Here is a 21756-nt window from a genome sequence, read left to right on the forward strand (position 1 = left end):
TCATTTCCAGCTGACAAGCCGTTTATCATAAAAAAACACTCGTTTGATTAAATAAGAAACAATCCGAGTTTTATTGTATTTTTCTCATTCAATTTCAGTCATTAAGTAGTCTTTCACAGCTTGAAAATCGGCAAATCTATGCTGCTTCTGCTTACGTAACATCTCTTCTAATAAGCCTTGAAAGACTTGTAAGTGTTGCGGTAACTCAATCTTCAAACGCTGACAATGCAAAAAGGCCCAATCCAGATAGTCGGTCGCCTGTAAACGCTGATCACTCAACCACTCATAAAAAATAACACCCAAAGCATAAACTTCACTTTGTAAGCTTTTGGCTTGGCCTTGAAACAGTTCTGGCGCCATATAACGCGGTGTCGCATTCAGTTCATGCAGGTCATTCTGATGGAGTATTTGGACATGCTCAAAATCAAGCAGGCAGACCCTGCCCTGATTATTTACAAAATGTTCCTGCTTTAAATCGGCATGCAAATAACCCAATTCTTGCAGGCAGATTAAAGGCTCCACAGCTTGCAGCAAATGTTGCCGAATTTGCGTGATGGATTGCTGATGCGGCATGATCTGAAAATGCGCCGGCGCATCGACCAGAATTAAGGCCTGCTCAAATTGTTCATGATTGATCTTGAAAGGCTGTTGAATAATTTGATGTGGAAGGAAAAAATTTAGATCACCTGAGCTGGCATGAGCCTGATAAAAATCCAGCTCATGTTGCCAGCCTAGTTCAGCATGTGGAGATGATATTAAACTATCAGATCTATGCGCTATCTGGGTTTTTAGCCAGAGCGCATTTCCCTTGGCATAATAAAGACGCCGACCAAAACCCAGACTACGGGCTTTGGTTCGTAGTTCAAAATCAGAAATATCGAGATGATCTAAATTAAGTCGTGGCAATGTATTCAGGTATTGGATTAAGTGTATGCTGATAATTTAGCAGCTCCAGACAATGCTGAATAGTTTTCCCGACCCGTTCCTGAGTCTCAATGAGGGAGATTTTTGGCCAAGTAGCCCGCTCCCCTTCACGCTGTAAAATTTTAAACAGATACGGCCGCGGATTTTGCAACATATAGCTATAGTGGCGTAGGCTATATTTACCGACAATATTCACATCACCATAATAACGCTGGTCAACTACACCATAGCCATGATCCAGTAGACGGCGTACAGGAGGCAAGCTACCGGCATGTTCCCGGGCGAAATCCATCATTCCTTTGGTAATCACCGCGCCCTGACGGCGAACAATTCGTTGTGGCCAGCTCAAAGTACCTTTACGGAAACGTGAAATATCATCCTGCATGAATGGCACGATATGCGGGTTGGTCTGACTGGCAATGGTATAATTGATATTATACAGGCGTGCCATTTTTTCCTGTGGGAAATCACTGCGCACGCTGCCATCCACCCAGCGGGTTGAACCCATATAAGGCGTATATTGACCATCATAGCGCTTACTGGTCAAACGAACCGGTGGAAACAGAACCGGCACCGCACAAGACGCCAGTACCGCACTCCAGACCAGCAAATCCGGAGAAGTATAGGCATTTAAAATGCGTGCATCCTGTCCAGCATCATAAGGTGCAACCGCAATATTGATATGCAGACCTGAGGTTTTGAGTGCTTCTTCGAAGGTCAGATCACCCAGATTTTCGACCAGAAATTTTTTTAGATATTTTACATCCGCCAGACCACCATTGCCTTTCATCAATTCACTCATGGTGCGAAAATGAAAAGCCTCATGAAAGAAATTATGGCCTTTCAAAATATCAATATATTGCGAAGGTTTGGATACACCTAACATGGCGGTCATGATGGCACCCGCACTTGAACCGGACATTACCTTCGGCAACAAGTCCTGCTCCATTAAGGCTTTGCATACACCAGTATGAAACAGACCCAGCGTCGAACCACCGGAAAACATCAGGGCTGGCTGGCCATAGGCGCGCTGACAATGCTGAAAATATTCGATTTTTTCTTCCATACTGAGACAGGTACAGTCTATTGAAGCAATATAGGCTAAGCCTTGGCTGACTTCTTCGACATAATCTTCAATAATTCTTTTAGTGCCCACATAGGCTTCGGTAAACAGTAGAGGATGGGCAATGTTGGCAATATCGTAGCTCAGGCCTTCGCGCAAAATATACATCAGGTCACGGGTGCGCTTTTGTTGTCGATAGCGTCGTAATTTACCCAGACGATGTGCGATCACTTCTGCATCAAAGTAGGGTGAACTGTTATCAAATTTCCATTCCTGTGCACCTGATTCTTCATCTATTTTCAGGGCAATATATTTCCATTCCTCATAGGACTCAGCCTGTTGCAGCTGCTGCTTGAGCTTTTTAATACGATAGGCCTGATGTGGATTAATATCCTGAGTAAAATCTTTAAACAGCATCTGCCTTTTCCCTGTATTTATTCTTGATACAGCTCGTACCCAGAGCCAGAAAATGTGTACAAATTTTCTATCCTCTACAATAACGAAAACTCTCTACTTTAAGCAAATTATCATACTTTTCTGGCTTTGACTGTGAATTTTGCAATGGTACTATCTTAGCCATAATTTTAAATCTGTAATGTTAAATCATGGCGAAAATTGAGTTACCTGACCATATTTTAAATGCCCTTTCGACTGTTCTGCAGCAACTTCAGCAAAGTCTGCCCGAACTAAAACAAATTCCTGATTTTTCTGCTCATGCCTATAAATGGCAACATGGTGAACTCAAACCTATTCATCAGCTTAGACAGATGGAACTGGCCGATTTAAAAGGGATTGAGCGACAAAAAGAAAAAGTCATCCAGAACACGTTGCAGTTTTTAAACGGCTTACCTGCCAATGATGTCTTACTGACCGGTTCACGCGGTACGGGTAAATCCTCCATTGTTCGTGCCCTACTCACCGAGTATGCAGATCAAGGGTTACGATTAATTGAAATCGAACGGGATGATTTATCCGATCTGCCTCAAATTCAGCAACTCATTGCAGAGCGTCCAGAGAAGTTCATTGTCTACTGTGATGATCTGGCCTTTAATGCCGAAGATGAAAATTATCGCAGTTTAAAGAGTGTTCTGGATGGTTCTTTACAGTCCGGTTCCAGCAATTTTGTGATTTATGCGACCAGTAACCGTCGTCATTTATTACCCGAATTCATGCATGAAAATACGCCCGTTACCCGAGTTGATGTGCCGCAATATACTGAATTACATCCTCAGGAAGCGATTGAAGAAAAAATTTCACTGTCTGACCGCTTTGGTTTATGGCTGTCTTTCTATCCAATGGATCAGAACCTGTATTTGGAAATTGTCGAACATTACCTCAAAAAGGCAGGCATGGAACTCACGCCAGAAACCCGTGCTGAAGCCCTACGCTGGTGTCAGGCACGCGGTCAACGTTCAGGACGTGCTGCCTATCAGTTTTCCAAGCACTGGATTGGTTCAACCCAACTAAATGCCTCTTAACAACTTAAAAGTGACCGGCTCAGGTCGCTTTTTTCATATAAATCATTTATATAATGATGATACTCAAAAGAAAATTAAAATTATGGATGTCGGCGCAGTTCTCATTCAACTTAAGCCCTTACACATACAGCAAGTTCATGACTGGCAGCGTACTTTGAAAGCACGTCAAGACGAAGTAATTGAAACGCTTAAGGCTGAACAGGTTCATGTCGAGTCCTGGTTTTATCTGCAACTTCATGGTCAGGACTATTTGATTGCATATATGCGCGCCGACAATATTCAAAAAGCGCAAAATATTGCAAAACTCAGTACTTTCCCAATTGACCAAGTGCATAAACAGTTTAAAACTTCATGGCAAGCGGTTTATCCCGCCGAATTGTTATTGGATGCTACAGTTACCTGATTTATTAGCACGGCTATTCAAAATAGTTTTGTAATAAAGACTTCTCCCCAATCAATAATAAAAAAAGCCCTGGAAATACAGGGCTTTTTTGACATCTCGAATTATTGTTTATCCCCAATAATGGTAGACCATAGCAGGTCATCAATTTCACTGCCATTGAAATAAACAGTAGCCTTCAATGATTCAGGCTGGTTCTGTTTGACCTCAATTACCTGATCATCGCTGTCCTTAATTCTAAGCACGCCCTCTTTTGGCAAATGCTTATAGTTATTTAATACGGTTTCATCCATTTTAAATGGTGTCGTGGTATTAAAATCAAAACTGTAACGATAATCTGCCAGATCAGGCTGACCGATAATCGTACCACGACTGGTTAAGGTACGAATCCCATTACTGCCACTGCCATAATCATCGACCAAGCTGTAATTATAATTACGCACCTGCAGATATTCTTTGCTCTTTGTATCAAACGCGATTCCAGAAGTACCTGCCTGACCGGTCTCGGCGATACGCTGGAATTCCAACTGATCGATTTGATAAGATTCGGATTGCCCCATGTTATTTTTGGTTTTACGATGCACAATTGTGCCAGAAATCAGGTAGTCGTCCTTGAGATTAAAATCTACATTTGAACCATAACGGACATTGCTAAAGCTTAAAGTCGTCGTGTCACCATTCACCGTCTGAGTAATGTTTGAGCCTTTACGGTAAGTTTTATCCAGAATAATACAGTTATCTTTATCTGTTTTTAATTTCAGGGTTTTGACCGAACCAGTGGTATTGACTTCCGAACAGATCAGATTTGGATATTTAATACTATTGATGCCCAAATTATAAATTTTGATAATACGTGCAGTACGCCCATAAGGATAATCTGCGAATACTTCTCCAATCATGTGACCTAGAGCAACATTATAGTCGGTATCATTACTGGTATTTCCGGAAATTTTATCGCGAATTTTCTTTACAATATCCTGATCTTCAAACGGGACAAACTCCTCTGAAAGCTCAGGGGAAATACTTTCCTTAGGAACATTTGGAGGTGTAGTGACAGTAGGACTGTCTGAGCTACTTCCCCCACCACCGCCACAGGCACTCATTAAACCCGAAATAAGAGCAAGTCCAAAGATAGAAATCTGCTTTTTCATAAAATTTATTCCCTAAAATTTCTTTGCATTTTTATTTGGTGATCACTAAAGATTGGCCTTCTCGAAACTGAACAGCTCAAATGCTATTTCTGCCGGTAATGTTTTTTCTTGGCAGCCAGCTTTATCCTTCGATAGCGCTTTATCTTTAAACAAAGAATTTTTTGGTTCTGTAATTTTAATGTATATTTCAAACAACAATTATCATAAGAAATGAATTGCTTATTTGAATCTTGTTCCTTACCAGAGTCACTTTTCAACACACTTAAAGCGCATTTAATTAGATCGATTAACTTTGCAACAAAGCTTATAAAATTTGTAATGGTTAAGTTAAAGACGGATTGAATTTTCTTTTTATGGAGAATCATGCTCAACTTTCATACATGGCTATGAAAGAAAATATTAAAAGATAGGATGACTTTAGAGCATAGAAAATGATCATTTTTATGATATGAAATACTGAATCATTTAAAGAAGATTTAAAGCGTCAATTATTTTAGATTGGTCATGGATTCACTGGATTTTTTCCGACGTTTATATTCAAACATGTTCTGATCCGCTTGTGCGAGCGCTGCAAATAAACCCTGACCAGGATGACGCATTGCCATACCAATCGCTGCGCCAATGTTTGCTGCTGCAAAGGCATTAATTAAACGATCCACTAAACTTTCAGTACCCGTTTCATCATTTTCCACGCTAAGAATCACAAACTCATCGCCACCCAAACGGGCAACAATATCATTAATTCGTACGTTATCTCGCAATACTTGAGCCGCATTTTGAATCAGCTTGTCACCCTCATCATGCCCCAAACTATCATTCACCTTTTTTAGGTCATTCAGGTCAATAAATAATACAGCGGCGGGATGACCATATTGCTTACAACGCTCTTCTTCTGCTCGCAGCAGTTTTTCCCAGGCACGGCGATTATAGAGCCCGGTCAATTCATCTTTACTGGCTTCTTCCTGCAATAATTCATGCTGTCTTATCTGCTCACTCTGACGTAATTCTGCCTGCAAGATCGAACTGAGCAATTGTCCCAACAACTCGACCAGTTGCATATCTTGCACAATAGCTACCGATTTGGTTTCTGGATCAATCGCACAGAGCGTTCCAAACAAACTACCATCTTCTTTAAGGAGTGGCTGACCAATATAAGATTTTATACAGACCTGCTGATTAATCGGCGCTGTGGCATATAAAGGAATTTCTTCAGAGCGAGGTGCAATTCTCGGGGCCTTACCTGCGACCATATGAGAACAAAAAGAATCAGCCCACTGAAACACTTGGCCGGGTCGTATATCATAACCATGGTCTTCACTTTGCAGCACAATCCAGTCTTGGCCTTCTACCCGGGTAATCATCCATAAATCAAAGCCAAAATGCTGATGCAGAAACTTTAATACTGCCTCTCCAGCATCCTGAAAACTTTTGAAATTTATATTTTCCATCCGAGATTGCCTCTGCTACAAACCTGTAAAAATATGCATGATATAAACTTAAGCTATTAAACTATTTTTCCGGTTTCAATAGAATATACAAGCTCTAAATACAGCTATAAAACTATATATTTACAACATACCGTTGCTATAAGTTTTCATTTAAAAATTCACAATAAAAAAGAGGCCTTAGCCTCTTTTTTTCAAGCCTGAAATCTATGCCTCTGTCGGATTAGTCAATTCCGTCATTGGCCAGCGTGGTGTGGTGGTCACCGCCAAGCCATCATGCTGCCCTGCTTTTAAACGCTGATAGCCCGCAAAAGCAATCATTGCACCATTGTCTGTACAGAGTGCAGGTTCAGCATAATAAACAGATGCACGGATCTTGGCTAAATCTGCTTCTAAACGCTCACGTAAACGCTTATTGGCACTGACACCGCCCGCAATCACCAGACGTTTAAGCCCCGTTTGCTTCAATGCTTTCACCGACTTTTTCACCAGAGTATCGACAATGGCTTCCTGAAAACTGGCAGCGATGTCGGCATCGCGGTTTTCATCACCCAGTTTTTTCATCTGTACAGAAACTGCGGTTTTTAGACCACTGAATGAGAATTCCAGACCTTGATGCAGCATTGGGCGTGGGAATGCAAATGCATTTGGATCGCCCTGTTCCGCCAATTTAGAGATATTCGGACCGCCCGGATATGGCAAGCCCATCATTTTCGCGACTTTATCAAAGGCTTCGCCTGCCGCATCATCAATGGATTCACCGAGCAATTCATACTGGCCAATGCCATAAGCAGCCATGAGCTGAGAATGTCCACCCGATACCAATAATGCAACAAATGGAAACTCAGGCGGAGTTTCTGACAACAAAGGTGCCAGCATATGACCTTCCATATGATGCACGCCAATTGCGGGTTTATTCAGTGCAAAGGCCAAAGTACGACCAAACAATGCGCCTGTCATGAGTGCGCCCATCAGACCCGGGCCACGGGTATATGCGACTGCATCAATTTCTGATTTTTTCACGCCGCTCTGTTCAAGCAGCTCATTGATGAGTGGAATCAGTTTACGCACATGATCACGTGACGCCAGCTCTGGAACTACACCGCCATATTCTGCATGCAGTTTAATCTGGCTATAAAGCACCTGTCCGCGCAAACCCAACTCGCTGTCATACAGCGCAAGTCCTGTTTCATCACACGACGTTTCCAAGCCTAAAACGATCATTAAACTGCCTATAACCTGTATCAATTCTATTGCAGCAACTATTATAGACTTGTGGTATGAGATGTAAATGAGTAAAATACTGACCTTCACTTGTGATTGAGGGCAATTCAGCCCGAGATCTTACCCTAACTGATATGAGGATTCTTCATGCCACAAGTTAAATTGAAAGAAGGCGAACCAGTAGACGTAGCTATCCGTCGTTTCAAACGTTCATGCGAAAAAGCGGGTGTTCTTGCTGACGTACGTAAGCGTGAATTCTACGAGAAACCAACTCAAGAACGTAAGCGCAAAAAAGCTGCTGCTGTTAAACGCTACCAAAAGAAATTGGCGCGTGAATCAGTACGTACGACTCGCCTTTACTAAGATTAATTTGTGATTGATTGCCTGGAATAAATAATGACGACTTTAAAAGACCAAATCACGGATGTTTTGAAAGCAACAATGCGTGCCAAAGAAATGTCCAAGCTGACGGTCATTCGTAGTCTACAGGCAGCAATTAAGCAAATCGAAGTCGATGAGCGCAAAGAACTTGACGACGCTCAGGTTCTTGCGGTCATTGAAAAACAAATTAAACAACGTAAAGAATCGGTTAAAGCCTTTGCAGGCGCTGGCCGAGATGATTTAGCTAGTAAGGAACAAGCCGAAATTGAGATTTTGTCTCAGTTTCTACCAGAAGCTATGACTGAGGAAGAACTTGATTCCATGATTGCGCAAGCTATTGCAGCGCAACAAGCTACTAGCATGAAAGATATGGGTAAGGTGATGAATTCTCTGCGTCCGCTCATAGCCGGGCGCGCCGATCCTGCACAAGTTTCCGCCAAAATCAAAGCGCAACTTGCTTAATCCATACTCTCTAGCATTTTCTCTTTAACGTTGAACTGCCTTTAATCAAAGACAGTTCCTGACGTATTCTCATTGCAAATTACAATCGACCTGATAACGCTTAAGTAATTGCATCTCTTTCGACGATTTCACTTCTACAATTACATCCCGTTTACTCATATTTTGAAACTGACGATCCAGATAAGGACGATTCTGGTCAGCGGCCTGATATAAACGATCAACATAACGTCCTACAATTCCACAAAATTTTGCATTCTGCTCAGGACTAAATCCCTGTTGCTGCGGATTTAAACCACTTAAAAACTGACGCGATTCCTTTTTATAATCCGCATTAATTCGTTCTATTGCTTCTACATATTCAACTGCACTCGCAGCAAAAACCCCATAACTCCCCCCCAGTAGACACACGCCCAATAGTATTTTTTTCATATTATGCTTCAGTTTGATTCACGCTGATCTTTCAAAAATATTGTAGCCTGATTGAATATATTCTTGCTATATCATCCTGATACAAAAACTTAAAACCCAGTTCAGCTTTAAATCTTATATTGATGTGCCTGCTGCATCTGCTTCAGACGCTGGCGAATAGTTGACGATAAAGATTGATTATTCTTTACGCTACGCTGTGCATGTAATAATGATTTGATCGCAGTTTCTTCATACCCTGACCAATATTCTACTTCTGCACGATAGCGCAGCACATTAGCAGCCTTGATCGGCGAATCCGGCTCTACATTGGCAGCAAGCTGCATCAGTCGCCAGCCACTCACATCCCGTGAATTGGCATTTAAAAATCGCTGCACTAAAATTTTTGCCTGATCAGGTTGCTTGGCACGAATCAACACTTCTGCATATTTATAATTAAGCGCTCGATTCTCCGGCATGATCCGCGCTGCTGACGCTACACTTTTCAAAGCTGCATTAAGCTGGTTCTGGGCTAAATAAATATCGGTCTGAAATAAAACCTGTAAAGGATGCATCTGGTTATGCTTTTTTGCTCGATTTAAAGTAGCCTGCGCGGCCTGAAAATCACTTTGCTGTATTTGATAGGCAGTTAAGGCAAGCTGGCCTGCAAAATTATTTTGCCGGTCCATCAGGATAAGCTGCTCTGCATTGGTCTGACCAGACAATACCCTGCTATACCACTTGATAATTTCAAAGTCTTGATCATTGAGATTGCGTTTCACCGCAGGAAGCTGGTTGGCACGTAAACGCGCTTCACTCATACGCTCTGTGGTGAGTGGATGAGTGAACCAGAAATCTGGCAGAAAGCTCAATCGGCTGGTCGAGCGATGCATGACCTCAAAGAAGTCTGCCATGCTATGCGGGTTATAGCCAGAACGGTACATATACTGCATCCCGATCCGGTCTGCTTCGCGCTCCTGATTACGACTATAGGTGAGCTGTTTATCCATAAGTGCTGCCTGTGAACCCATCATGACCGCTGTGCCGACATCACCATCTGCCTGGGAAGCGACCAAAGCACCGACGAGAATTCCGGCTAGCGCCAGTAAACCTTGCCCTTTAAAGGCATCCTGAGAGCGACTGTAATGACGTTGTGTGACATGTGCAATTTCATGTGCCATGACTCCTGCCACTTCATCCATGTTTCGAGCTGAATTAATCAGACCAGCATTAAGTGCAAAAAGACCACCTGGTACAGCAAAGGCATTAATTTGCGGGTCATTAATAACCAGCAAACCGATCGGCTGTTGCAATTGAGTCTGACTCAGGATATGAGAAAATACTGAAAGCAGCTGATCTTCAAGCCATGGATTTTGCAGGACCGGCATTTGTTTATGCACTTCACGATAGACTTTTTCACCGATCATTTTTTCTTTTTGTTGATCGAGTAAGCCGACGCCTGTACCAATATCAGGCACAGAAAATTGTACATTTACTTGATTAAAATCATGGTTAGAGCCGTGCCCTGCTACCATATACAGACTTAAGCCACACGCCAGCGCCAATCGTTTCAATGAAAAATCTCTAATCCTGCCGATCTAATTTATCTTGAATATAGCATTGAACAATGAGCAGAGACGCAAGAAAATGTTATTTTTTAATATCATTTAAACGACGAATCAGATGCATTTTAAAATTCCGGATTGACCACATAACGGGGCACTCGTCCTTCCAAGGCATCAACAAGATTCTGATAAGCCAGTTCTGCCATTTTTTTACGAGTGGCTGCAGTGGCCGAACCCACATGTGGCAATGTAACCACATTATCCAACTGGAATAATTCCGATTCCTTTAACGGCTCTTTCTGATACACATCCAGACCGGCAGCAAAAACCTGCTTGGCTTTTAAAGCTGAAATTAATGCCTGTTCATCAATGACCGAGCCACGTGAAATATTGACCAATACTGCATGGGATTGCATTTTAGCCAATTCCGCTGTCGCAATCAGCGCCTTAGAATCCGCATTCAAATCTACTGCAACGACCACAAAGTCAGAACGCTGTAACAGTTCCTCAAGCTGGCAATATTTCGCATTCAACCCTTGAGCAAGTTCTGGTTTTTCCCGGCGATTATAATACAGAATATTCATGTTAAAACCGTAAAAACCACGACGTGCGATTGCCGCCCCAATATGACCGAGACCAATAATTCCGAGGGTTTTTCCAAAAATATCCATACCAAATTGTGCTTCGCCCACGGTACGCTGCCATTGTCCCTGCTTGGTCCATTGATCCAGGTAAGCCACTTTGCGTGCTGCTGACATCAGTAAAGTGAAAGCCAGGTCAGCAGTGGTTTCAGTCAGTACATGCGGCGTATGACTGAGATAAATTTTCTTTTCATTTAAATAATCCAGTTCATAGTTGTCATAACCGACACTGACACTGGAGATAATTTTTAACCGGGTGGCACTGGCCAGATTATCGCGATTCAACAAGCGCCCTGCGCCAATCATGCCATCAGCATCCTGAACCTGCTGCAAAAGCTGTTGATTCACATCGCCTAGCTTCGGTTGTATATAACTAACCTGATAATTTTGTTCCAGCTTGTTTTGAATATCAGTATCAATTTGACTAAATACAACCACTTTTTGTTTCATCTATTTTTATTCCACAACAAGATTATTCCAGACTGGCAGTCCTATTTTGCATAAACTGCCATAAACGTTTTTTTAGAATCGGCTGATCCAGCATTTCTTGTAAAGATGCCAACTGGATCATTTTCGTATTTGATATATGCGCTACAGGCCCGAGGAAAATAATATTTTTCTCTGCACTCATTCCATCCAGAAAACCCTGAATATAGGATTCTACACCACGTCCATCCTGAACATTGGCCCAGGGAAATGGCCAGTTCAGCTCATGAAACTCACCTGGGACTGCACGCTGGATATTGCCCCATAAATTCTGGGTGTCTTCGGTCATTGCAGTTGCATCAATCACGATACTGCAATGTACCAGACTTAAAGCCTGCAAACTGAATGGCGGGATTTGTACGATTTCACGCTGTTCCTGAACAGGTGCAATGTGAGTCGGTGCCGCAGGTGGTGTATCAACCTTAAGCGTAACAATTGGCTCTGGCTCAGGAATCGGTAGATCAGCCAACGCCTCTACGGAAGCAGGCTGTGGTAAGACGATATCGGTGTGAAATTCAGGTGCAGCCTGATCACGCCAGATCGAAACCTGGTGCGGCTGACATGCGCTGTCCCTAGGAATCCAGAGATCGATTCCTAATGTTGCCAGTATGTCACGCTGATGCCCAATCATCTTTTCATCATCACCAATTTCAGGCTGAACATTTTAGCCGGATTGCCTGTGCTTTGCCGAACTTTTTCAGCTTTTCTTTTTTATCCTGATGGATTCTAGTACAAAGTTTAGCTGTCTGCTAAAAACCGTGCTTTTAATACACAATTAAACCATTCCTGCTGTTATAACAGATTCCGGCTAAAGCTGCGCGTTCTCATTTATTTTCTACAGAATGGTTAAACTGTTCTTCTTTAACATTTGCTGAACGACCTGTTCTGCCTCAAAACCCAAGCGCCAATACAACAGCTCTATCACGTCCAACTCATCCTGTGTCACGATACGATCACTCCACAAACAGGCCTCTGCAATACCTAAAATACTGAGGCGATCACGCAATAACAGCCCCGCAATATCATTCAGGATTTCTGCTAGATCAATCGGCTCATCAGAAATTTCATTATATAAGTCCAGTTCCTGAGCGGTCAGAATCCGGTTTAAAATCCGCTCCCGCACCTCAAGCTGGTTGCCGCTATTAATCTGCTGTACATGCAGCAAGGCGTCGATCAAACGCACAATCTGTGGCTTGACCTCATCGAGTGCTGTAGGCGTATGTGCAGGAAGCAAATTCAGTTCGTATTTCACACATTCCAGTAATAATGCATCCAACAGGCCAATTTCGCCATCTTCCTGAATAATCCGTGCCAGCTTCATCAAAAACTGGCGTGCAACAGTTGTCGGCATGCCACCAATATTGTTACAAGCTTGCTGGAAAATCGAGATATGCACCCGCCCGTCCAGATTGAGCAATGAATCTACAATGGCACGGCTAACTTCAGCCTCAGTCGGAATAAATTCACGATATTGACGGATCATTAAAATGGCGACCATCACTTCACGAGAACCAGTTGCGGTTTGTAATGCACGCTTAATCAGTTCCGGACGTGGCATCTTGAGCCGAAGTTCCGGATTCAGTGGTTTGATCGCATCTTTAATCGCAAAACTGATCGGAGACAGCCGCAATAATGGCAAAGGTTGTGGCGAGCTCCAGCTCATTGCAGTTTCAGGCACCACTTCTTCTAAAGAACGGAACAAACTAAACAAAGGCTGATTTTTGAGTTTTTTCAGATTCTCAAGCTGTAAGTCCTGAATCAAGGCAGGATTTAATTCATAAATCCGCTGATTGATATTGGGATGAATATTCAGCCAGTTTTGTGGGCTCAAGGAATTGGCAAAGCACATATGTGAAATGGATTCAGCATATTCACTATAAATCTGGGAGCCAGAATGATGCACATGGATTCTGAGTAAAGTCTGGATATTGGCATCATTTTGAATCAGGCGACGGGTCTTCCGATCATTTTTATAGGTTCGACCACCCAGTGAAATATATTTAATAAAACGGGAAATCAAAACACCCAAACTACCAATCAGCCAGATCACCGCACCGACTGCAACATAGAAAGTTTCAAACTTGTTTTCACGGGGACTACCCGCTCGATAAAAACCGGACTTGGCAATCTTACTGCCACACTGACTAAACGTGGTTAGACTGCTATACAGAATTTTCAAACGGGTATTTTCTGCAGCTTCACCAGAGAGGATTTTATTGAATTCATGGCTGAGCAAGCCATACAGCTCGACTTTATCCAGTGTTTGTATCGCACCCCAAGTCAGGATAATTGCGGTATCCCGCGGACTAAAACCCGCCGTCAGCGCATTGACACCGACTTCATCGGGCAGCACATATACTGCAGGAACATCAATCAGAAAAGTCTCTGCCAACTGTTGGTTAATGTGCAATGCAGCACTTTCTTCGGGAATACTGTCCATCGGACTCAACCGACGCGCACCCAACTGCTTCGCCAGTGAATAACCACCATTCCGAAAAATATAAAACTCGTAGATGACCGAGATCATCATGGCACATAACAGCAAAGCAATCAGATAAGGACTCAGCACATGCCAGAAGATTGACTGGCTAGGATCAGTATAAAAGACAAAGAGACCAACAACGGTATTAATAATAAAAATAGTCAACAGAATTGCAATCAGGCAAAAACTTACAGGTAGTACTATATTTTTGTTTTTTATAAAATCGTATCCTACGTTTCGCAATGCAGAACCCTAAAATGATAATTTTCAATGGGCTCATCATAAAACAAAAAAGCGGGAAATTCCCGCTTTTTCATGATGATTTTAACTACTTAGACTTCGCGTACACCAGTCAAATCCACTGAGGCTGCATCAATATTGACATCAATATAATTGCTTTCTTTCATGGCACTGTCACTACGTTTTTGCTGTAGGTCATCCAGATATTGCGCATCAATGCCACCCGAAACATAGATGCCATCAAACACTGAACAATCAAAGTCTTTGACGTCCGGCACCTTGGTGGTTCTTACCGCATCTTTCAAATCTTCCAGATCCTGGAAAATCAGACGGTCAGCACCAATAATTTCACGGATTTCTTCCACGCTACGTTCCGATGCAATCAGCTCAGATTTCGCCGGCATATCAATACCATAAACGTTTGGATATTTCACCATCGGTGCTGCAGAAGCAAAGAATACTTTTTTCGCGCCAGAATCACGAGCCATCTGGATAATTTCATTACAGGTTGTACCACGGACAATCGAGTCATCCACCAACAGTACGTTTTTACCTTTAAACTCAAGCTCAACAGGGTTCAGTTTCTGACGTACCGATTTTTTACGCAGTTGCTGACCTGGCATAATGAAGGTACGACCGATGTAACGGTTTTTCATGAAACCTTCACGGAATTTCACGCCCAGCATATTGGCAAGTTCTAGCGCTGAAGTACGTGAAGTATCCGGAATCGGAATCACCACATCAATATCATGCTCTTCACCCCACTCACGCAGAATTTTTTGCGCCAGCTTCTCACCCATTTTTAAACGTGCTTTATACACCGAGATTCCATCAATAATGGCATCCGGACGGGCAAAATAAACATATTCAAAAATACAAGGACGGTATTCAGCATTAGCCGCACATTGTTTGGTAAAGAAATTACCTTCTAAATCAATAAATACCGCTTCACCTGGCAGAATATCACGCTCAACTTTAAAGCCCAGCGCAGTAATCGCAACCGACTCAGAAGCAATGATATACTCCATACCCTGTTCAGTTTCACGTGAACCGTAGATCAATGGACGAATACCATTTGGATCACGGAAGCCCACCAGACCCTGACCGGTAATCATCGCCACGACGCCATAAGCACCTTTACAACGCTCATGCACACGCGTCACCGCATGGAAAATATCTTCTGACGTTGGCACCAATTTGCCATGTTTTTGCAATTCATGCGCAAACACGTTTAACAGAACTTCTGAATCAGAATCAGTGTTCATATGACGCAAGTCAGTTTTGAACAGGTCATCATGAATTTCTTCGGCATTGGTCAGGTTACCATTATGTGCCAAGGTAATCCCATACGGCGAGTTCACGTAAAACGGCTGTGCTTCTGCACTGCTCGATGAACCGGCTGTTGGATAACGCACATGACCAATACCGTAATTTCCTTTCAAAGCACGCATATGACGGGTATGGAATACATCACGTACCATACCATTGTCTTTGCGCAGGAATAAACGTCCTTCCTCACATGTCACGATCCCAGCTGCATCTTGTCCACGATGTTGTAACATCGTTAATGCATCAAACAACATTTGGTTAACGGGTGATTTACCAGCTATACCAACTACTCCACACATAGCAACCTCGCAGACAAGCTAGGATTAATAAAAAGGATTATTTGTAGACTCATCTGCAGCTCCAGATTTGGACGATGTTTCAGATGATGAAGCTGAAGGTTTCGATGTCCCTTCAGGCTTGATATGTTGTAATGCGCCATTCGCGGCTTCTTTCGAGATTTGAGTCGCCCAAGGCGCATAAGGCAATAAGGCTTGAATAAACTTGGACTGTTTCCAGTGAGGTGAGCTTTCTACCCACGGGCCAATTCCCTGCATGGTAATCAGGACAATCAGCAGACCTTTCAGGCTACCAAAGACACCACCTGCCAGACGGTTGAGGGGACCCAGCTTAAGACTCTTTAAAATACGGTTCAACAGTGCAGTAACGATCCAGGTCAGAACTACAATCAGCAGGACGATAAAAGCAAAGGCCGCAATCTTTTGTACAACTGGATCTGTACTCAGAGCAACCATAGACGGCGCAAGTAGTGTTGAATATTTTGCCGCAACAATCAGGGCAAAGATCCATCCCACTAAGTTCGCAAAGGCTTTAATAAATCCTTGACGCAAACCGTTGAGCCCTCCAATGAGCAAGATAATCAGTAGAAAGATATCAATGGCATTCATAGGATTTAAAGTGCGTCTACACAATCTTTTACAAGTTTAGGTCCGGTATAGATGAGGCCACTATAAACCTGTACAAGGCTGGCGCCTGCCTGTTTCTTGGCAACAGCATCTGCACCTGAAAGAATACCACCCACACCAATCAATGGAATTTGTCCTTTTAATACCGCAGCAAATGCAGCCAGGCATGCGGTACTTTTCTCAAATACTGGCGCGCCAGACAAACCGCCCGCTTCCTCTGCATGCTCCAGACCCTCTACCCCTTCACGTGACAGTGTGGTATTGGTCACGATCAGGCCATCGATCTTGAATTGCAATAACTGCTTGGCAATAAAGGCAATATCGCTGTTATCCAGATCAGGCGCCACTTTGAGTACCAAAGGTACATAATGCTGGTATTCCTGAGCCAATTCAAGTTGACGGTTTTTCAGCGTTTCCAACAGTTCGGTGAGTGCATCACCACTTTGCAGGCTGCGCAGGTTTTTGGTATTGGGAGAAGAAATATTGACGGTAATGTAAGAAGCATAATTATAGACTTTTTCTAAACAAATAAGGTAATCATCTACTGCTTTTTCTACCGGAGTATCAGCGTTTTTACCGATATTAATACCGAGAATGCCTTTGAATTTGGCTGCTTTGACATTTTCAACCAGCTGATCCACGCCATCATTATTAAAGCCCATACGGTTAATAATGGCTTTAGCCTGTGGCAAACGGAATAAACGCGGATGAGGATTACCGGCTTGCGGTCGCGGGGTAATGGTACCAATTTCAATAAAACCAAAACCTTGACCGGCAAGGGCGTCAATATAGGCACCATTTTTGTCCAAACCTGCCGCAAGACCCACCGGATTGGGAAATTCGATTCCCATACAGGTCACAGGTTTCGCAGCAACATTTTGACGCATCAAGCCCATTTTATGGGATGATTTCAATAGTGATAATGTCAGCTCATGTGCACGCTCTGGTGCTAAAGAAAACAACAAAGGGCGGGCTAGAGAATACAACATATCCAGAAAAGTCTACTGCTTTTTAAGTCGGCATATTATAGGCATAGGCTGACAAAAAAACCATGCTTTGCAAATCTTTATTTTTACCGTTTATTGTATGGTCGCCGTTAATTTAATCTGTCCTGCCTCATTATTTAGTTCCATTTTCTCGATACTTAGCCCCATTTGTGCCAGTTGAGTCAGGAAATTTGCCAGCACTGCATAATTTTCATGCATGACCGCCAATTGAATTTTTCCTTCCATTTGCTGGGAAGCCACCGACAATCCTTGCTGCTGTGCGACCCGCTGTACTTTTTCTGCAGCATCCAGTTGCGTGTCCCCAGCCGGTTTCATGGTTACTGCATTACTTTGCATCCAGACAATGGTATCTTTCAGCTGATTTAAGCGTTTTTGCTGGGTGTCTGCCGCCTGATGCATAAACCAGAGTGCAGAACCGACTGCCGCCACAATTACAAAAACAGTGGTAAAAATCACCAATACCCGTTCACGTACCGACAGGCTGTCCAGATAATCGCTCAGCTTTTCAAAAGACTGATCCATACGATTTTGTAGCGCTTCAATGCCTTTCATTATTGAATCCTCACCAGTCCGATTGCTGCTGTTCCGCTGGCCTGAATATTCCCCAGCTCCACCTTAAAGCCTTGCTGGCTTAATTGTGTGGTCAGTGCATTTAACGTTTCTGATGAATTGGCTTTAAGTTCCATACTGAGCACAGAAGCATCATAATTCACCCGTTGTGCCACAATCTGATTTTGCATCAAGACTGGTCCCACCCGACTAATCAGCTGCAATGCGTGTGTATCTGCAATCTGGCTTTGACGCAACTGCCCTTCAAACTGACTTTTGATATTCTGCTCGGTGACCGGATAATTCTGTCCAAACCAGTATTTAAACTGGTCGATGGCTTGCGCGGCGGTCTGATTCGCCACTTTCTTATATTGATACCAGCGCACAGCATCATAACTAAACTGCAATGCCAAAATACCCAGAAAAACCGCCGCGCAGGCTTTCCAGTAACCGGAAATAGCACCATCAGATTTTGCTTTAGGCAATACATTAAACGGATGCTGTTTTGGTTTTTTCAGTACAGGAATACCATATTGAAAAGACTCCAGTTGCTCCTGAGTGATGAGTGCTTCAAGACTACGCAACTGCTCCTGATTCAGGTTGCTCACCTTATAGCTGAGGTCCTTGGACTGATAATCCAGATAAAGGCTTAGATCATCTAGCGACTGACCGATATATTCCGACTCGCGCACCAGCAAACGTCCACCGATTTGCGCAATCACACGCTGGTTGGCATCAGGAACCGGCAGCACCAAAAAGTCCGGCAATAAAGCTGCCAGCTTGACTGGGATCAGGCTTAAAGCATGTTGCAAGGTCTCAAGCGTAGAATTCGCAACCCCCATAATGCTGATCTGATCCGGCTGCTGAAAATGATGTAGCACTTTCATAGCATCTACCGGCAGCACCACGTATTCTTCAAGCAAATATTTAATGCCATCATTGCCCATTTTCTTATATTGGCTCTTGGGCAAGGTCTGCTGCAAAATTTGCACATGACGGCTAGGAAAAAACACCACCGCCTCTTCGCCATGATGAGCCTGTATATCCTGAATCAGCTGCTCAAGTGTGTGCGCAGTGTTCCAGAACTCCCCAGTTGACCATTGCCAAACCCCATTGGCTTCAGGCATCCATAAATACAACATCGATTGTGTTCTGCCGTTTTAATTAATTTTTTATAGTGTAGGACTAAAGCTTTTTATCTGTGTGGATAAGCCAGGGGCAATCACCGCCTGATCATAAATACGTGCTTCTGCCAATGCATAAGGTTGAAAAGATTCAGCCAGCAGAATGGAAGACATATGTGCCACCACATTCATATGACACACTACTGCAATCGACTCATAAGGCAGTTGCGACAACCATTCCACTGCGACCTTAGCATCATCATCCGGTTTGATGGTATTACAGATCACCACCGGCACATCTTTAAAATACTGCTGCAAATGTGCCAGAGTTTCCTGCGCACGCAATAACGGACTGACCACAAAGACTTCAGGCTTAATCAGATCCCTTAAGAACTGTGCAGTTTGCTCAGCCTGTTGATGACCACGCTCCGTTAAAGGTCGCTTGGTGTCATTACCATTGATCGGTGGCGCGGCCTCGCCATGTCGAACTAAAGTCAGTTGCATTTGATTTCCTTATATTCTTTTGCCTGCATGATAAGCAGCGAATATGACAATTCGCAGACAGTCCCTGTGTTATAGATCAGACTTGATGATGTGGCAAGACAAATTCAACATCACTTCGATGACCGTTTTTCATCAATGACAAGGCAATATTGAGTGGTGGCGCACCTTCAAAAATCACATCATACAAGGCCGAGGTAATCGGCATATATACATCGAGCTCTTCCGAACGTGCCTTGACCTGCACAATGGTATTAATCCCTTCTGCCGTTTGCCCCAATTCAGTCGTTGCCTGCTCCAAGGTTTTACCTTTGCCAAGTGCATAACCCACCTGATAATTACGGCTGAGCGGACTGCTACAGGTTGCGAACAAATCACCCACACCTGAAAGCCCAAGAAAGGTCAGCGGATTGGCACCGAGTTTTACTGCAAAACGGCTCATTTCAGCCAAGGCACGAGTCAGGATCATACTCTTGGTATTTTCACCCACGTTATACGCAGCGGCCATACCCATCGCGACAGCATAAATATTTTTTAATGCGCCCCCAAGTTCTACCCCATGCACATCATCACTGGCGAATACGCGGAACAAGGCACTATGTAAGGCTTGTTGTACGGCATAACGCACCAGCTCGGACTGGCTGGCAATCACGGTTCCTGCCGGCTGTCCTGCCACAATTTCTTTGGCTAAATTCGGTCCTGATAACACGCCATAAGGCACTTCAGGCAACACTTCACGAATAATATCGCTCATGAAACTAAAGGTTTTGGCTTCAATACCCTTGGTCAGCGAGATCACGGCTTGCGATGTAATAAAAGGTTTGATTTGCTGCAAGACATCCCGGAAAGAATGGCTCGGAATAGCGACTAAAATAATATCTCGATCACGCACAGCCTGTTCTAGTTCTGACACCGCCAGCAGATTTTCTTCTAACTTAAAATCTGGCAAATAGCGTTTATTGATATGCGTGACATTAATATCTGCCGCAACTGCTTCATCACGAATCCAGATCATGGTATTGCAACCATTACGCACTGCAGTATTGGCCATTGCAGTACCGAAGCTGCCCCCACCCAATACCGTGACTCTTAAAGCTGTCTTATGATCAACTGCAACCGGTTCTACCAGTTTTGAGAAATTTAATTCTGACATCTTATTTTTTAATATCCTGTTATACCCTGCAAACTAGCTGTTCTGGTTCCAATAACTGACAAAATCACCGGTTTGAATCTCTGCGCGTGCTGGAATTGCTTTTGCTGCAGTGCCAATATAAATAATACCTGAGACCAGATCATCTTTTGAAATTCCCAATGCCTGCTTAAACAGGCCAGACTCGACTACAGCACCGCTACGCCACATGGTCGAGAAACCCTGAACCTGAAGTGACAACAGAAAATTCTGAATGGCTGCGCCTGAACTAAGGATTTGTTCAAAATGCGGAACTTTAGGATGATCCTGCAAACGCGTTAAGGCAAGTACCAATAAGGGCGCACGAAATGGATGATTCTTGACCCGCTCAATCTGCGCTGTTTCAGTTTCACCCAAATCGACGAGCGCCTGCGACAGCAACCCTCCAAAAGCTTCACGCTGATTATCTGGAACCACCACAAATGTGGTCGGCTTGAGCCGATGATGATCGGGTGCAGTTAATGCCGCTTGAAAGGCTCTTTCCAGTTGTTCTGCATTGGGTGCGGGTGCCAGCAGATGACCAATCGATTGCCGTTGGTGAATATTTTGATGAACGATGTCAATCGCAGATTCCGTCATTGCCTTGTATATCTACACTTAAAAAACCATACTCAAGATTAGCATATTCAAAGAAAAATACGCTAGAAACTTCATAGCGATTCAGCACGCTCATCACAATTTGAAGATAAAGTTGCTTGGTTTTTCAATCCTGTGCTGCTCTATTTTTCACCTAACTCACATAGAGCTATACCAAAAATTGCCAAACCTATACAACAGCTACAAAATC

22 protein-coding genes are annotated in these 21756 nt (G+C 43.3%); 4 read left to right on the forward strand and 18 right to left on the reverse strand.

What is annotated here, in order from left to right; genetic code table 11:
- Positions 1–84: 84 nt before the first annotated feature.
- Together ACO1B7_RS01335 and ACO1B7_RS01340 are read right to left on the reverse strand one after the other, a co-directional pair.
- Positions 85–906 (reverse strand): protein kinase domain-containing protein, encoded by an 822-nt coding sequence (locus ACO1B7_RS01335; protein WP_423089696.1) that lies wholly within the window; start codon positions 904–906, stop codon positions 85–87.
- Positions 893–2404, reverse strand: coding sequence for a DUF3336 domain-containing protein (locus ACO1B7_RS01340; protein WP_005246731.1), 1512 nt, complete (start codon positions 2402–2404; stop codon positions 893–895). The genes ACO1B7_RS01335 and ACO1B7_RS01340 overlap by 14 nt, the downstream gene beginning before the upstream one ends.
- Positions 2405–2592: 188 nt before the next feature.
- Between ACO1B7_RS01340 and ACO1B7_RS01345 the strand changes: the two genes are divergently transcribed.
- Positions 2593–3465 carry an ATP-binding protein gene (locus ACO1B7_RS01345; protein ID WP_004280026.1) on the forward strand — a complete coding sequence of 291 codons (873 nt, stop codon included), beginning with the start codon at positions 2593–2595 and terminating at the stop codon, positions 3463–3465.
- Positions 3455–3868, forward strand: a complete 414-nt coding sequence (locus ACO1B7_RS01350; protein WP_423089697.1) for a DUF6176 family protein — start codon at positions 3455–3457, stop codon at positions 3866–3868. The genes ACO1B7_RS01345 and ACO1B7_RS01350 overlap by 11 nt, the downstream gene beginning before the upstream one ends.
- Positions 3869–3969: 101 nt before the next feature.
- Here ACO1B7_RS01350 and ACO1B7_RS01355 read toward each other — a convergent pair whose 3' ends face one another.
- The 3 genes from ACO1B7_RS01355 to tsaD all read right to left on the reverse strand — a co-directional run bounded on the left by ACO1B7_RS01355 (position 3970) and on the right by tsaD (position 7685).
- Positions 3970–5016, reverse strand: coding sequence for a hypothetical protein (locus tag ACO1B7_RS01355; RefSeq protein ID WP_180038880.1), 1047 nt, complete (start codon positions 5014–5016; stop codon positions 3970–3972).
- A gap of 488 nt (positions 5017–5504) precedes the next feature.
- Complete coding sequence (locus tag ACO1B7_RS01360; protein ID WP_423089698.1) at positions 5505–6464, reverse strand: sensor domain-containing diguanylate cyclase; 960 nt, start codon at positions 6462–6464, stop codon at positions 5505–5507.
- Between the two features lie 204 nt (positions 6465–6668).
- Complete coding sequence (gene tsaD, locus ACO1B7_RS01365) at positions 6669–7685, reverse strand: tRNA (adenosine(37)-N6)-threonylcarbamoyltransferase complex transferase subunit TsaD (RefSeq protein WP_004280030.1); 1017 nt, start codon at positions 7683–7685, stop codon at positions 6669–6671.
- A 147-nt stretch (positions 7686–7832) separates the two neighbouring features.
- Here tsaD and rpsU point away from each other — a divergent pair, with 147 nt between their 5' ends.
- Together rpsU and ACO1B7_RS01375 are read left to right on the forward strand one after the other, a co-directional pair.
- Complete coding sequence (gene rpsU, locus ACO1B7_RS01370; protein WP_001136722.1) at positions 7833–8048, forward strand: 30S ribosomal protein S21; 216 nt, start codon at positions 7833–7835, stop codon at positions 8046–8048.
- Between the two features lie 33 nt (positions 8049–8081).
- Entirely contained in the window at positions 8082–8528 is a 447-nt protein-coding gene (locus tag ACO1B7_RS01375) for a GatB/YqeY domain-containing protein (RefSeq protein WP_004280076.1), read from the forward strand.
- Between the two features lie 69 nt (positions 8529–8597).
- Here ACO1B7_RS01375 and ACO1B7_RS01380 read toward each other — a convergent pair whose 3' ends face one another.
- From ACO1B7_RS01380 to ACO1B7_RS01440, 13 genes are all read right to left on the reverse strand, one after another.
- Complete coding sequence (locus tag ACO1B7_RS01380; protein ID WP_423089699.1) at positions 8598–8957, reverse strand: hypothetical protein; 360 nt, start codon at positions 8955–8957, stop codon at positions 8598–8600.
- A gap of 107 nt (positions 8958–9064) precedes the next feature.
- On the reverse strand, positions 9065–10507 hold the full coding sequence (locus tag ACO1B7_RS01385; RefSeq protein WP_423089700.1) for a M48 family metalloprotease: 1443 nt from the start codon (positions 10505–10507) through the stop codon (positions 9065–9067).
- 116 nt (positions 10508–10623) lie between these two features.
- Positions 10624–11589 carry a 2-hydroxyacid dehydrogenase gene (locus tag ACO1B7_RS01390; protein WP_423089701.1) on the reverse strand — a complete coding sequence of 322 codons (966 nt, stop codon included), beginning with the start codon at positions 11587–11589 and terminating at the stop codon, positions 10624–10626.
- 22 nt (positions 11590–11611) lie between these two features.
- Entirely contained in the window at positions 11612–12256 is a 645-nt protein-coding gene (locus ACO1B7_RS01395) for a hypothetical protein (protein WP_423089702.1), read from the reverse strand.
- A 204-nt stretch (positions 12257–12460) separates the two neighbouring features.
- Complete coding sequence (locus ACO1B7_RS01400; RefSeq protein ID WP_423089703.1) at positions 12461–14350, reverse strand: M48 family metalloprotease; 1890 nt, start codon at positions 14348–14350, stop codon at positions 12461–12463.
- An 89-nt stretch (positions 14351–14439) separates the two neighbouring features.
- A complete protein-coding gene (gene purF, locus ACO1B7_RS01405; RefSeq protein ID WP_423089704.1) occupies positions 14440–15975 on the reverse strand; it encodes an amidophosphoribosyltransferase in 1536 nt (511 codons plus the stop codon).
- A gap of 24 nt (positions 15976–15999) precedes the next feature.
- Complete coding sequence (locus ACO1B7_RS01410; protein ID WP_253159000.1) at positions 16000–16581, reverse strand: CvpA family protein; 582 nt, start codon at positions 16579–16581, stop codon at positions 16000–16002.
- Between the two features lie 5 nt (positions 16582–16586).
- Positions 16587–17588: a quinone-dependent dihydroorotate dehydrogenase gene (locus ACO1B7_RS01415; RefSeq protein WP_005246744.1), complete on the reverse strand. Its 1002-nt coding sequence runs from the start codon at positions 17586–17588 to the stop codon at positions 16587–16589.
- A gap of 90 nt (positions 17589–17678) precedes the next feature.
- On the reverse strand, positions 17679–18158 hold the full coding sequence (gene gspM, locus ACO1B7_RS01420) for a type II secretion system protein GspM (protein WP_423089705.1): 480 nt from the start codon (positions 18156–18158) through the stop codon (positions 17679–17681).
- Positions 18158–19297 (reverse strand): type II secretion system protein GspL, encoded by a 1140-nt coding sequence (gene gspL / locus ACO1B7_RS01425; RefSeq protein WP_423089706.1) that lies wholly within the window; start codon positions 19295–19297, stop codon positions 18158–18160. The genes gspM and gspL overlap by 1 nt, the downstream gene beginning before the upstream one ends.
- A 30-nt stretch (positions 19298–19327) precedes the next feature.
- On the reverse strand, positions 19328–19783 hold the full coding sequence (locus ACO1B7_RS01430) for a phosphoglycerate mutase family protein (protein WP_423089707.1): 456 nt from the start codon (positions 19781–19783) through the stop codon (positions 19328–19330).
- Between the two features lie 76 nt (positions 19784–19859).
- Positions 19860–20933 carry an NAD(P)H-dependent glycerol-3-phosphate dehydrogenase gene (locus tag ACO1B7_RS01435; protein WP_114541765.1) on the reverse strand — a complete coding sequence of 358 codons (1074 nt, stop codon included), beginning with the start codon at positions 20931–20933 and terminating at the stop codon, positions 19860–19862.
- A 33-nt stretch (positions 20934–20966) separates the two neighbouring features.
- On the reverse strand, positions 20967–21548 hold the full coding sequence (locus ACO1B7_RS01440) for a nitroreductase family protein (protein ID WP_044112675.1): 582 nt from the start codon (positions 21546–21548) through the stop codon (positions 20967–20969).
- Positions 21549–21756: the final 208 nt, after the last annotated feature.

Source organism: Acinetobacter lwoffii, from assembly GCF_049367455.1.
Taxonomy (GTDB): Bacteria; Pseudomonadota; Gammaproteobacteria; order Pseudomonadales; family Moraxellaceae; genus Acinetobacter; species Acinetobacter lwoffii_W.